The following is a 13,636-nucleotide window of genomic DNA, read 5'->3' as shown; positions in this document are numbered from 1 at the left end:
CGTCATCAAACACACGGTCGCGGCCTGAGGCCGCACGGCCGGATCCGAGGCCCCCGGCCAGCGCAGCCCCGCTGAGGCCCCGGCTGCCGCCCGCGGAGCCCGCTCCGCACACGTACCCGCCCGCGCACTCCCCTGTCCGGCGCACGGCCTCGTACGGGCGCTGAACGCGCCCGGCACGCCTGTCGGCGTCCCCGGGCCCCGCGCGCGGACCCCGTCGCCCCGCGCGGCGCCGTTCTCCCGTGGAGACGACCCTCTTCCCGCACACGCCCCTCGGCCACCTGTCCGGCGCGCGTGCGGACGATCCCTTGCCCCTTCGCCTACCCGCGCAGGAGGGTTCGACACGCCCCGGTTCGGCGTAAAGCCGAAATCCCCTGGCACACGGGCGTTCCCGCGTCCCGTTTCCAAAGGCCCCGGCGGACCTTTCGCCCGCCGCGCGTCCCTGCGGCCTTCCTCCGGCCGAGAGATCTTCGGACCTAAGGCACCAAAAACTGACAGACAGGCACATAACCTGTCCGAACCCTCCAGAACCATTCCCCACCAGCGGTCTTCTGGGGTTACGGTGGCTGCTGACAACCACACACGCACCGGCCCGGAACCGTCGGGCCGTCCTCGCTCACCCCCGTAACACCCCCCAGAGGACCCATGCGCCCCCTCCACCCCGAAGAACCCTCACGGCTCGGGGAACGCCGCCGCCGCTCCCTGCTGCGCGCGGCAGCGCTGGCCGGTGTGGTGGTGCTCCTGGTGAGCGTGGGGCTGTACTCCTTCACCGCCCCCTCCTGGGACCCCCAGGCGGCCGAGGGCGCCGCCGACTGCTCCGCGACCGGATCGGCCGTCTCCGACAGCCTCGCGCCGACCGGGACCCCGATGGCCTCCTTCCCCGAGGACGTGCCGCTCGCGCTGTCCTTCTCGCCCGACGGCTCCGTCCTGGCCGTCTCCCAGATCGACACGGTGACCCTGTGGGACTGGCGGGAGTCGCGCGCCATCGCCCGCATCGACCACGACTCCTCCGCCGTGCCGCCGACCCCGGCGGCGTTCAGCCCCGACGGGTGCCTGCTCGCCTACGGAACCCTCGACGGCGCCACCGTCGTCGATCTGGAGACCGGCAGGAGGCGGGACGTCGGTGAGGAGAGGGCCGTGCGGTCGATCGCCTTCAGCCCCGACGGCTCCTCACTCGCGCTGGGCGTGCGCGGCGACCCCGACGGACGGCACCTGCACCTGCACGACACCCGCACCTGGGAGCTGGAGGCGCGGCTGTCCGGCTCGGGCGTACTGGGCTCGATCAGGTACTCGCTCGACGGCAGCGTGGTGGCGGGCGGCGAGGAGGGCGGCGGGATCGCCGTGTGGGACACCGGGAGCCTCTCGCTGCGGGGCCTGATCCGTGAGCGCGCCGGTGTCGGCGCGGCCTCGTTCGACCTCGTCCCGGACGGCTCGGCCGTGCTGCTCATCCGCTCCGGCTCCGTGTTCCTCGTCGTGCCCGGAACCGGAGCGATCGTCCGCGAGTTCGTTCCCGGCTCGGACGAGGGCATCCTGGTGGACGTCGCGTACAGCGCCGCGAGCGGCCGTGTGTTCGCCGCCCGCCTGGACCCCTCCACCGGCCGCGGCGACATGGTCGCGTGGCGGTACGCCTCGGCGACCGAGGTCGCGCTGGGCCCGGACCTGCCCCGGGTGTTCCCCATGGCCCTGTCCCAGGACGGGTCCCGGGTGGCGGGCCTGCGCACGGGGACCGGCGACGTCGCCGTCTACGACACCGAACTGAGCCTGATCAACGTGCTCACGCCCTGAGCCGGGCCGCGGGCGTGCGGCGGGCCCGCTCTCCGAGGCCCCGGGGAAGAAGTGGGCGGGGGAGTCACCGCGCAGGGGAGGTGGAGGGCGTCCGGACCGGCGGGGCCCCGCCGCGGGAGACCCGGGCTCCGTCCCCCTACCGGCACGTGTCCGGCCGCCGCTCCCGAACCGGGGCCCGGGGCCGGACCCGGGTCCCGGTTCGGGAGCCGCTACCCGACCGAGGCGAGCAGTTCCTCGGCCACCGTCAGGGCGCCGTCGAGCAGTTCCTCCTGCGCGCCGCCCCCCACCTGCTTGTAGCTGACGTGCACCATGACCTGGCCCTCGACCACGGTGACGTCCGCCCCGTCGTCACCGGAGCCGGAACCGGTGACCGCGAAGTCGCCGAGGTCGATCCCGGGGTCGGCCTCCTCCTCGGTGACGCCGGCGAGGGTGCTGTCGGCGTAGGGGCCCTCGTGGACCTCCATGTCGTACTGGAGCGTGAGCCCGCCCGCCGTGACGAGCAGGCAGGACATGCGCAGCCGGTCGAGGTCCTCCAGGTCGGCGGGGTCGGGGCGGCCCGTGGTCTGCTGGGCGTCGCTGCGCATGTCCTCGCCGCCGAGGAGTTCGTCCAGCGTCTCGTCCGAGGGGACGGCGCACAGGTCGTCGGGGGCGAGCTCCATCGGGTCCACCAGCTCGACCGCCTCCTCGGGGGTCCCCTCGGTCGGGGAGTCCTGGGCGTCGGCCGCGGCGGCGTCGGGGGCGTCCGCGGCCTGCTCCGGCTCCGCGCCGCCGCAGGCGGTCAGCAGGAGGGCCAGGACCAGCGCGGTCGCGGTCTTCGTCGTGTGGGGCGCAGGGGACACCGGGGGTTTCCTTCCTGGGGAACGCGGACGGCGGACACCATATCGCCCTCCCCTCACATTCCGTCACACAGCGTTCCGGCCAACGCCGCCTTCCGCAGGCCGCGACCCGGTGTCCGGAACAGGCCAGGAACGTTCCGGGCACCTCGGCCGCGTTACACAATGGGGCGGGTACGCAACCGCCACGAAGGGACCCGCCGCCATGCCGGACACCGCCCTGGGCCGCCGCGCCCGCCGCACCAGTCCCGCCCTGTCCGCGCTGGCCAGGCTGATCGAGAACACCGGCGCCTCCGCGCGGTCCTCGTCGGCGTTCGGCGCGGCCGTGGTCGCGGAGGGGTCCACGGTCGTCCCGGTGGCCCGGGTGACCGCGCTGACCATCATGGGCGGTGGTTCCAGCCGCCTGTTCGCCGCGGGAGGGGACGGCGCCGGGGGCAGCGGCTTCGTCCGGGTGCGGCCCGCGGGCTTCCTGCTGATCGACCGGGAGGGGGCGCGGTACCGCCCCATCCGGCAGCCCGCCTCACTGCTCGTCATCCCGCTGGCCGTGGTGACGGCCGCCGCGGCCACCCGCATCGTGGGCGTCTCGCTGCGCGAGGCGCGCCGCCGCCGCGCCCTGGCCGCGATGCGGGAGTCCACCGAGGCCGCGCGGACCCCCTGCGGGACCGGGCGCACCGACTGACCCGCCGCGCCGGGGCGGCGTTCAGTTGAGGCCGACCATCTCCGTGCCCCAGTTCTCCTGGTCCACGACCACGACCGCCCCCGGCGCAGAAACCATGTGCGGGACCGACGTCTCAGCAGGCGTCCCGCCGCTGCCCGCAGCCAGCCACTCGTGCACAGTGAAGCCTAGGGGGATCGTTCTCGGTTCGCCTTCCCAAGGGAGTACCTCCAGTGCCGTCGGCCCTCGGGTCATGTCCTCCTCCGCGTAAGACAGCCTGAGAACACCCTCCTCGGTAGCCAGTCCTGGATGGAGGTCCGCGTCTGCGGAACCGTTTTCAGCCGTGAGGGACCGCTCCTCGGCGTCGTCGAAACTCCTGTACTCGTACTGGACGCGGTCTTCGTCCTCCGGGGCGCGGGACAGAGTGACGTAACCACTCTCCAGGACCCAGAACGGCTGTGCCGACGGGGCTGCCAGCACCTGTCCGGTCGAAGGGTCGAGAAGCAGATGAACGGTCCCCTCACCCTGCTCGACGAAACGCAGGTGGATCGCGCCCCACGAGGGTTCGTGCCGCAACTCGAACGGTTCCTCGTAGTCAGCAAGAGGCTGTTCCTCCTCCCAGAGGACCTCGCCCGTCTCCGTATCCAGGCCCGTCATCATGAGAGTCAGCTCCCCACCCGGTTCCTCGCTGACGGTTTCCGTCGCGATGGCGGTTCCCTCTGCCGTGATGAGGGGTCCTGGCGCACCAGCACCGCCACCTTCGTGGGACCACACCCGCTCGCCGCCCTCCAACGCGAAGGCGTCGATCCCCATGGCGTTCTCACCAGGGGCGAGAAAGACCTCGTCGGTGACATGTCTGAACCGGGAGGCCGATGCCTCCACCGACGGTGAGGGCAGCTCGTACTCGTCCCTGATCTCCCCGCTTCTGCCGTCGAGAACGACGATCGTCTCGACCCGCGCGTCCTCCTCGACGTCCATGTCGGAGAAGGAGACCACGACGCTCTCCCGGTCCGGTGTCACGTTGGCGGAACGCACCACCGCGTCCGAGCGCCGGTAGCGCCACATCTCCTCGCCAGCAACCCCTTCGAGCGCGGTCACACCGCTGTCGGAGACGGCGACCGCGCCGTTCGGGATCGGCAGGACGCCGTCGATGAGCTCGTTTTCGGGAGGCCGCCATTCCCATGCCACCTCGGAAACCGTGCTGGGGACCTCGCGGTCGGGCACCACGGTCTCGGCGACCGTGTGGTCCACAGGTCGGAGCCAGTCCAGGAGACGGGGTCCCGCGAACAGGCCTGCGGTCAACACGGCGAGTGCCACCACAACCGCCAAGAAAACGCGCATACCCTTGGGTGACAGACGCATCCTGCCTACTCCGATCTCTGAACACCGTATCCAGTGTTGAACATCTGCACGAAGTCCTCCACCACGTCCTCCACCGGTTTACCGTTCTCCGCACCGGGCCAGGACTCGTAGCGGATGTCTTCGAAGTAAGCCTGCCGTTCTTCCCTCTCTTCGGTGTTTCCCGAATATCCCCACGACTCGGTGGTCGGGTCGAACTCACCGTCCTCGTCCTTCATCCGGGGCGGTGGTTGCTCACCATCCCACTCCTCGCTGTTCTCCAACCCACTCATGGCATGGAGTTGGACCTCGGCTTCAGTCACGCCACCGGGGAGGCCGGAGAGCCCGGCAAGTTCCTCCTCGGACATATGTTCTTCGGAAACAACATGCTCGATAATTTCCTTCGAAACGAACTTGAATCCCTCCAGGGCCTGAGGGTTAGGAATGAAAGTTGCAGCCATGTCGACAGCGAACGCGCGCTGAGCCTTCTCGTCGTCTAGCTCGGCCGTATGGTTTTCCAGGCGTGATGCCACTTCGTTCGCAAAACCAGTCTCCACAGCGTTCCAAAGAAGCCCAGAGCGCATCGCGTGGTTCACATCCGGATAACCATCATGGGTGTTCATATAAGCCTGCAGGGACTCATTCGTGTACTGGGAAGAGGATTCCACCACACGCTCAAACGCATCGGAATTACCCGCAATCAGCTGAATGAAATCACGTCTATCACCCAAGGAGACAGCATAATCACCACTGCCGTTGTGGCCAGTCTCCACATCGGAGTCGATCTTGTCGTCCCCTCCCATCACCCCATCATCAGCGAAAGCATCGATGTAGACCTCGAATATTCCGGCCATACTATCTGCTATCTCTGGATTAAGGTGCCCCATGGAGACATCCTTCCAATCAAAGATATGCTCCTCGGGCCGACCGTTACGCCCCTCTGTCTCAAAACTGTCCTCCACCTCGTGGCCGGTGGACGAAAGGGCTTCCAGCATGTAGTCGCTGGTCAAGGTATCGATCAGGCCAATGAAGGCTCTCTCGGATCTGTCAACCTCGTACGGATCATCGCTGTCGGCTTCCTCGGCGATCCAGTCCGTCATGTTGCGAAGCGTCTCGCCGTCGTCGCTCCACTCATGGGTGTAGAGGCCCTCAATGGCCCGGTTGATCACTTCCTGATGAGTCGTGTCGACGGCGTTTTCCTTGAACTCCCCGTCCTCCCCCACGAAGTTGGGGTGTTCGTACTCTCCGGTGAAGATGTCGTGCATCGCGTCGTGGTTGCGGCTCGCGATCTCCACGAGGGAGAGCGTGTCCTCCTCACCGACCCAGGCGCCGACGGCGTTCTCACCACCACCCGCGTAGTGCCCCATGGACAGGGTGAGCGTCGCGGACAGGTCCACACCGGCACGCATGTCCGGGCTGGCGCTGCTCAGCAGGGTCTCCAGCGCACCGACCTCGGAGGACCAGGTGTTGAGGTCGTAGTGCTCGAACTGGTCCGGGTCCATCAGCGAGGGCCCCTCCGCTGCCCTGCGCACGCTCTCCGGCAGACGGTCGTAGCCCCCGAAGAGGCTCTCGTCGGAGAGCATCATGAGCCCCTCGCCCATGGAGTTGAGGAAGCCCGTCCGGATCTCGTCGTCGATGCCCTCGCCGTTCTCCAACAGGTCCACGGCGCCGAGCACACCACGAGGTCCGTCGATGTTGATGAGGGTGTCCTCGAAGCCCTCGTAGAAGGCCTCCAGGAAGTCCATGTGGTCAGCTGGTGGCTGGCCTCCGTTGTTCTGGTAGGAGGGCCCGTTGCCAGTCACGAGGGTCAGCATCGCCAGGACCTCGGCGATGTTGCCCTCGTACCCTTCCGGGTCCTCCAGGTAGGACTCCAGCTCGTCGGCGGCCTCCGTACCCTCCTCCTCCGTCAGCGGCGGAGGGTTGTCCGGGGGGAAGAGCCCGATATGCCGCCAGCCCAGATGGCCGGCGTCGATCATCCGCTCCAGGCTCTCCGTGCTGGGTCCGTCGCGCAGGTCCTTCTCGGTCTGCTCCGCCTGGTCCATCAGCGTGTTCCAAGCGGTGGAGTGCTCACCCAGCAGCTGGGCCCTCACCTCCCCGAGGGCCTCCACCTCCGCCGCCTCCTGGTCGGTCAGCCATGAATCGACCAGACCACCGAGCGGGTCGAGAGGATTGCCCAGGACCGGATTGTCCACTCTGAACTGGGCCGACGACTTCGCCGCCTCCCACCGCTCCTTGAGCTCTTCCCTCGTGGAACGGTACGTTTCGATGTCCTCGGCCCACATGCGCAGAGTCGCCGCACCGTAGGTCAGGGAGCCCGAAGCCTCCTCCCACTTGGCGAGTTCGGTCGTGGAAGCGGAACTGAGGTCCCAAGCGACCGCGCTGGTGAACTCCCCCGCCGCATCATGGAAATGGCCGTCGGTGTCGTGCGCACGTCCCATCATCGTGGAGCAGATCCGATCAAGCGTGTCGCACTTGCTCTCAATGGTCGAAACGTCCGCGTCGATATCCTCCGGAAGTCCCAAGGACATGTCCGCGATACCCATGAAGGAGAACTCCTGCCATATGAAAAGTCAACGAAACGATCGGTTTCGGCGAGCCTAGAAGTTGATCGGGATGTCCAGGGCTTCCAGGCCCTCCCTGACCTCTTCGGCGCTCTCGTAGTCCGCGTCCAGGATCGACGTGTTGGCTCCCTCGACGTTGCTCGCCAGGGCTATCCCGTTCTGAACGACGGCACTGAGGTTCTCCGTCGTGCTGTCCGAGTAGTCGCTCAATCCGGACCTGACATAGGAGGACACCGCTCCGGTCAGCTCCTCGACGGCGCCTTCGAAATCAATGCCGATATAGACCATCGACTCCAGCATGGCCTCGGCCTTGGCGGCAGCGCTCATGGATTCGTACGGGTTCGAACCCGCTTCACCCGAAGTCATGGGATCTCCATATCCAGGTACTGGGGAACACCTGCGGGACGGGTACAGGCAAATGTTCCGAGGGGGAGTAACGGCGACAATCTATCCAGCCCGCCCGATAGACCGTCAAGAAGTGCAGGTCCAGGCGCCCATCCGTTCCTCGGCGATGCGGCGCGGAGCAACCGGCCCCGCTATGAGGTCATCCGCTCCACGAACGCGAACAGGCCCATCCCCCAGGCGAACACCGCGCACATCGCGATGATCACCAGGATCTCCGTCCAGTTGAGGAGGCGGCGCAGCGAGGCCCGCGGCACGTCGGTCAGCCGCACCCAGCTCAGCACGCCCAGCGCGATCCCCGCCACGAGCGCGACCAGCGGCAGCCACGGCGCCAGGAACGCGTACTCGCCGACCGTCGCGACGCCCGCCGCGCCCAGGCCCAGCACCCCCGCCAGGCGCAGCGGCAGCACGTGCCGGATCCGGTCGAACAGCCGCGAGCGCAGCACCAGCAGCAGCGAGAGCAGCGCGCACAGCAGCAGGTCGGGCAGGCCCGTGGCCAGGTAGGCCAGCAGCACGGTCGTCGCGCCGCCGCTCACCGCCGCGCCCAGCACGATGCCCAGCAGGATGCGGTCGGTGTTGCCGAAGGTGTCCTCGAACCGGTCCGTGGTGACCTGCCCCGAGCGCCCCACCTCGTAGTCGAGCCCGGACAGCCCGCCCATCACCATCGCCACGCGCGGCAGCGCGCCCACGCACAGCGCCAGGACCAGCCCCATGGACCGCGCCCCCTGCACCGGCTCCACGAAGACGCCCACCGCCACGAGCACTCCGGCCGTCACCGCGAGCACGCCGAGCGCGCAGATGTAGGCCAGCCCCGTCTCGTGCATCGTCCAGCCGATCACCGCCACCAGCAGGGCGCCGGACAGCGCGAAGGCCGCCTGCACCAGGAAGTTCGCGTCGGTCAGCAGGTTCGCGGCGAGCACGGCGGTGACCGCGCCCCACGCGCAGGCCGTCGTGAACAGCACGTGCGCGACGGCGGGCAGCGGCCTGCGCGCGGCGAGGAGCATCACCGCGACCGTGAACAGGGTTCCCGCCGAGGCGATCCCCAGGTGCCAGGCGGACGGGCTCAGCCGCATCATCAGCCCCAACAGCAGCAGGGGGCCGATGGCCGCGACGAGGAGGCCGAAGGACAGCGTGGTCGTGGGGTTCCAGATGTGCGCGGTGGCGTCGACGCGGTCCTCGACCGCTCCGCGGACGTCGTCCACGTGCGCGGGCCTGCCGGGCGCGGTGCGGCGGTCCAGCACCAGCACGTCGCCGTCGTAGACGCCCGCGTCCTCCAGCGGCTGGTCGGGGTGGACGGGCTCGCCCTCCACGGTGGTGAGCGTCCACGCGGCGGGTTCGGTGCCCTCCTCCTCGGGTGCGCAGACCTCCAGGATGCGGGGCATCAGTGTGGCCACGGGAACCGTTCCGGGGAGTGCCAGATCGGCCCAGCGTTCCGGTCCGGTCACCGTGACCCGGCAGTATCCACTCACACCAAGAATTCCTTTGTCGTTCGTCGTGGGCGGTTGTCACCCTCGGGGGGAGACGGACGTGAATTAGGCGATTCGCGGGGATCGCGAGATCATTCCTAGCGTAGCCACCCAGACACCAGCCCCCGTAGGCGGACCGAAAGAGATCCCCGTGGCGACGAGACCCGTACCCCGCCCAGCTCGCAGCGTCCCGACCGCCCCCGGGAACACTCCGCTCGTCATCGCGACCCCTCCGCAGATGCCGGAGAATCCGCCCTCGTCGAGTTCCGGCGCGATGATCATCATGCCGATCATCACGGGTTCGGGTTCCTTGCTGATGTCCATCACCATGGGCCACCGTCCCCTGATGGCCGTCGCCGGTGTGATGATCATGATCGCCAGCGTGGTCGTCGGCATCATCATGTTCGTGGCCCAGCACAACGGCCCGCGCAAGCGCATCCGCGAGCAGCGCGAACGCTACGTCGACTACCTCGACCAGCTCCGCGAGATCGTCCGGGACGTGGCCTCCGTCCAGCGCGCCGACAGCGCGTTCCGCCACCCCGACCCGCAGCTGCTCGTCGATCCGGCGCGGTCGCGGACGCGCCGGTGGGAGCGGCGGGCCGCCGACCCGGACTTCCTGGACCTGCGGGCGGGCACCGGGACGCGCCCGCTGGCGCGGCGGCTCAGGCTCAAGGTCGACACCTCCTCGCCGCTGATCGTCTACGACCCCGTGTGCCAGGGCGCGGCCGACCAGCTCATCGAGCTGTACGCGAACGTTCCCGAGATGCCGCTGGTCCTGCCGCTGCGCGAGCACGGCGTGGTGTCGGTCGTGGGCGACCGCGAGGCGGCGCGGGGGCTGGCCCGCTCGCTCGTCGCGCAGATGGCCACCTTCCACTCCCCGCACGACCTGCGGATCGGCGTGGTGCGCGACAACAAGCTGCGGTCCCACTGGGAGTGGCTGAAGTGGCTGCCGCACAACACCTTCGACGACGCCAAGGACGGGCCGTTGCCCGCCCGTTTCGTCGCGGTCAACACCGTGCAGATCGCCGAACTGCTCTCCGACGAGATCGAGCGGCGCACCGTCGACCTCCAGCGGCGCCGCGGCGCACCGCCCGGCCCGGGCACCCAGCGCCTGGTCGTGGTCCTGGACGGCGAGTACCAGTCGACCCTGTCCGGACTGCACGCCGAACCGCCGGTGACCTCCCTGGCCGACCTGGGCATCCACGTGATCGCCCTGGTGGCGGACCGGCGCGAGGAGCCGGAGGGCGTGGACCTGCGGCTGCGCATCGACGCCGACGGCACGCTGACCGAGGCCACCGAGCACGCCGACACCTCCGAGGACGCGCCGCGCGTCCCGCTGGAGGGCCGCGCGGACCGGTCCGACGTCGCGCACCTGACCTCCCTGGCCCGCATCCTGGCCCCGTACGGCATCGCCGTCACCGACGGCGACGACGCCATGCACGCCACCGTGGGGCTCCCGGAGATCCTGGGCGTGGCCGACGTCGCCCAGCTGGACACCCGGCAGACCTGGCGCAGGCGCAGCACCGGCGACTACCTGCGGGTGCCGATCGGCGTCGGGCCGAGCGGCAACACGGTGCTGCTGGACCTGAAGGAGTCGGCGTTCGGCGGCATGGGCCCGCACGGCCTGGTGGTCGGCGCGACCGGTTCGGGCAAGTCGGAGATGCTGCGGACCATGGTGGCCTCGCTGGTCATCAACCACTCGCCGGAGTCGCTCGCGCTGCTGCTGGTGGACTTCAAGGGCGGCGCGACCTTCGCCGACACCGACCGCCTGCCGCACAGCACCGGCCTGATCACCAACCTGGCCGACGACGACTCACTGGTCCTGCGGTTCCGCGAGGCCACCTACGGCGAGCTGGTGCGCCGCCAGCAGATCCTCAAGGACGCGGGCAACCTGCCCAACCTGCACGCCTACGAGGCGGCCCGGGAGAACGACCCCGGCCTGGAACCGCTGCCGCACCTGCTGATCATCATCGACGAGTTCTCCGAGCTGCTCACGGCGCACCCCGACTTCGCCGAGCTGTTCGTGGCCATCGGGCGCATCGGCCGGTCGATCGGCGTGCACCTGCTGCTGGCCACCCAGCGCCTGGAGTCGGGCAAGCTCAAGGGCCTGGAGTCGCACCTGTCCTACCGGGTGGGCCTGCGCACGTTCTCCGAGGCGGAGAGCCGCGAGGCCATCGGCGTGGGCGACGCCTACCACCTGCCGCCCGAACCGGGCTCGGGCTACCTGAAGGTGGACACGTCGGTCTTCGAGCGGTTCAAGGCGGCGATGGTGTCGCAGCCCTACGAGCCGCCGGTCCAGGAGGAGAAGGAGGAGCACGAACCGGTGCTGCCCCTGCTCTCCTTCAACGGGCTGAACAAGGTGACCGGGGCGGGCTCGCTGGTGGAGTCGCTGGTGGAGTCGGTCCGCGGCAGGGGCGAGGGGTCCGGGCGCGGGGAGGACAAGCGCACCACGCTCCAGGTCACGGTGGACCGGCTGGTGGCCTCGGGCGCGGAGAAGGTACGGCCGATCTGGCTGGAGCCGCTGCCGCGACTGCTCACCCTCGACAGGGTCCTGGAGGAGCTGGGCGAGGGCGAGGACCTGGAGGGCGCCGGAACCGAGCCGCGCCCGTCGGACATGCGGGCCGTCATCGGCCTGACCGACATCCCCCGCGAGCAGCGCGTCGTTCCGGCCGAGATGGACTTCACCGGCGCCGAGGGCAACGTCATCGTGCTGGGCGGGCCCCAGTCCGGCAAGTCGACGCTGCTGCGCACGGTGGTCGCGAGCCTGGCGTGGCGGTACCCGCCGGGCCGCGTGGGCGTGTACGCGATCGACTTCGGCGGCGGCGCGCTCCAGGCGATGGAGGATCTGCCGCACGTGGCGGGCGTGGCCGGGCGGGCCGATCCGGAGAAGGTGCAGCGGGTGCTGGTGGACGTGCGCGCCCAGCTGGACCGGCGCCAGCGCGTGTTCCGCAAGTACCGGCTCGACTCCCCCGCCGCGCTGCGCCAGGCGCGCGCGGACGGGACCGTGCCCGCGAACGTGGTGGGCGACCTGTTCCTGCTGGTCGACGGCTGGTCCTCGGTGCGCGACACCTTCGACGAGGCCGACGAGGTCCTGATGGACATCGCGACCCGGGGCCCGTCCCTGGGCGTGCACACGATCCTGACCGGCGCCGCCTCCTCGCAGATCCGGTCCCGGTTGCAGGCGCTGTTCGGCGGCCGGTTCGAGCTGCGGCTGAGCGACCCGATGGACTCGGGGATCGGGCGCAAGGTCGCCGAGGCGCTGCCCAAGGACACCCCGGGGCGCGGCCTGACCGCGGAGGAGCACCACACGCACGTGGCCCTGCCGCGGGTGGACGCGGTGGCCAGCGACGAGGACGTCACCGACGGGATCCGGGACCTGGTCAAGCGGATCGGGGAGCGCTGGCCGCAGAAGGCCGTCCAGGGCGTCAAGACGCTGCCCTCCAAGGTGGAGCTGTCCGACCTGCTCAAGGGCCGCCGGGCTCCCAAGGGCCGTGCCGCCGAACTGGTGGTGGGCCTGGCCGAGAGCACGCTGGCACCGGTCACCACGAACCTGTCCCGGGACCCGCACCTGGTGGTGTACGGCGACCCGCAGACCGGCAAGACCACCCTCCTGCGCGGACTGGTCAAGCAGATCGTGCAGCGCCCGCCCACGGAGATCGGCGTGGTCATGGTGGACTTCCGCCGCAGCCACCTGGAGCTGGTCCCGGAGGACCACCTGCTGGCCTACTGCACGAGCGCGGAGCAGACCCAGGCGGTCGCCGCGAACCTCGCGGGTTCGCTGAAGCAGCGCCTGCCGGGGCCGGACGTGACCCCCAAGCAGCTGCGTGAACGCAGCTGGTGGAAGGGCCTGGACCTGTTCATCGTCGTGGACGACATGGACATGCTGGGGGCGAGGGCGAACCCGCTCGCGCCGCTGGTGCCCTTCATCGCGCAGGGCTCCGACCTGGGGCTGCACATCATCGCGGCCCGCCGCACGGGCGGTTCGGCGCGGGCGATGTTCGAGCCGGTGCTCCAGGCGCTCAGCGACATGGCCACGCCGGGCGTGCTCTTCTCCGGAGACCGGATGGAGGGGCGCCTGGCCAACGGCACGGCGTCCAAGCAGCTGCCGGTCGGCCGCGCCCAGCTGGCCCGCCGCGGCCAGCGTCCGGACCTGGTCCAGGTGGGATGGAGCGAACCGCCCGCGTGACGGGAGTTCCGCGCCGCGCGCCTTCGCGCGGTGCGGGTTCCACCCGGTACGAGCACGGGCCTTCGGACGGTGCCCGGCTCCACGCGGTGGCGGCCTTCCCCCGCTGAGGGTCCCGCGCGGCACCGGCCTTTCGGGCGGCGCGGATCCCGGCACGGCGCGAGGGGCCCTCACATGGCGGGAGTCCGCCGCCGTGGCCGGATGTGGCCAGGCGGACCCGTGTGGTCCACGCGCCCCGGGACGGCGTTCGCCGCCGTCCCGGCCCGGGCGGGGCCCGCGTGACGGGCCTGCCCGGCCGCGACCCCGGCGAGGCGCGGCACGGCGGCTCGGCCCCCCGGCCGGGGCGTCGTGTCGTCGCGAACCGGATAATGGGTACCGCGTCCCGGACCGAACCGCGGCGTCCCCCCGGTGATCCC

At 70.1% G+C, this 13,636-nt stretch carries 8 protein-coding genes; 3 read left to right on the top strand and 5 right to left on the bottom strand.

Annotation, left to right across the window (positions count from 1 at the left end):
- Window positions 1-642 precede the first annotated feature (642 nt).
- A complete protein-coding gene (locus DQW06_RS12175; protein WP_013156420.1) occupies window positions 643-1,782 on the top strand; it encodes a WD40 repeat domain-containing protein in 1,140 nt (379 codons plus the stop codon).
- 209 nt (window positions 1,783-1,991) lie between these two features.
- Here the strand turns inward: DQW06_RS12175 and DQW06_RS12170 are convergent, their stop codons facing one another.
- Window positions 1,992-2,621, bottom strand: a complete 630-nt coding sequence (locus DQW06_RS12170) for a hypothetical protein (protein ID WP_117198456.1) — start codon at window positions 2,619-2,621, stop codon at window positions 1,992-1,994.
- A gap of 199 nt (window positions 2,622-2,820) precedes the next feature.
- On the opposite strand from DQW06_RS12170, the gene DQW06_RS12165 reads away from it, so the two are divergent.
- On the top strand, window positions 2,821-3,294 hold the full coding sequence (locus DQW06_RS12165) for a GerW family sporulation protein (protein WP_117198455.1): 474 nt from the start codon (window positions 2,821-2,823) through the stop codon (window positions 3,292-3,294).
- A gap of 21 nt (window positions 3,295-3,315) precedes the next feature.
- On the opposite strand, the gene DQW06_RS12160 is transcribed toward DQW06_RS12165, so the two are convergent.
- From DQW06_RS12160 to eccD, 4 genes are all read right to left on the bottom strand, one after another.
- The gene (locus DQW06_RS12160; RefSeq protein WP_157983417.1) at window positions 3,316-4,611 is read right to left on the bottom strand and encodes a PQQ-binding-like beta-propeller repeat protein; all 1,296 of its coding nucleotides are present in this window, start codon (window positions 4,609-4,611) and stop codon (window positions 3,316-3,318) included.
- A 26-nt stretch (window positions 4,612-4,637) separates the two neighbouring features.
- Window positions 4,638-7,151 carry a hypothetical protein gene (locus tag DQW06_RS12155; RefSeq protein WP_157983416.1) on the bottom strand — a complete coding sequence of 838 codons (2,514 nt, stop codon included), beginning with the start codon at window positions 7,149-7,151 and terminating at the stop codon, window positions 4,638-4,640.
- Window positions 7,152-7,205: 54 nt separating this feature from the next.
- Window positions 7,206-7,535 (bottom strand): hypothetical protein, encoded by a 330-nt coding sequence (locus tag DQW06_RS12150; protein WP_117198452.1) that lies wholly within the window; start codon window positions 7,533-7,535, stop codon window positions 7,206-7,208.
- Between the two features lie 170 nt (window positions 7,536-7,705).
- Window positions 7,706-9,040 (bottom strand): type VII secretion integral membrane protein EccD, encoded by a 1,335-nt coding sequence (eccD, locus tag DQW06_RS12145; protein ID WP_117198451.1) that lies wholly within the window; start codon window positions 9,038-9,040, stop codon window positions 7,706-7,708.
- A 217-nt stretch (window positions 9,041-9,257) separates the two neighbouring features.
- Between eccD and eccCa the strand changes: the two genes are divergently transcribed.
- The gene (eccCa, locus tag DQW06_RS12140; RefSeq protein ID WP_370449071.1) at window positions 9,258-13,223 is read left to right on the top strand and encodes a type VII secretion protein EccCa; all 3,966 of its coding nucleotides are present in this window, start codon (window positions 9,258-9,260) and stop codon (window positions 13,221-13,223) included.
- The last annotated feature ends 413 nt before the right edge of the window (window positions 13,224-13,636 follow it).

This window comes from Nocardiopsis sp. TNDT3, assembly GCF_003427465.1.
In the GTDB taxonomy this organism is placed as follows: Bacteria; Actinomycetota; Actinomycetes; order Streptosporangiales; family Streptosporangiaceae; genus Nocardiopsis; species Nocardiopsis dassonvillei.
The sequence above is the reverse complement of the archived record's forward strand: the minus strand, read 5'-3'. Positions and strand labels throughout refer to the sequence as shown.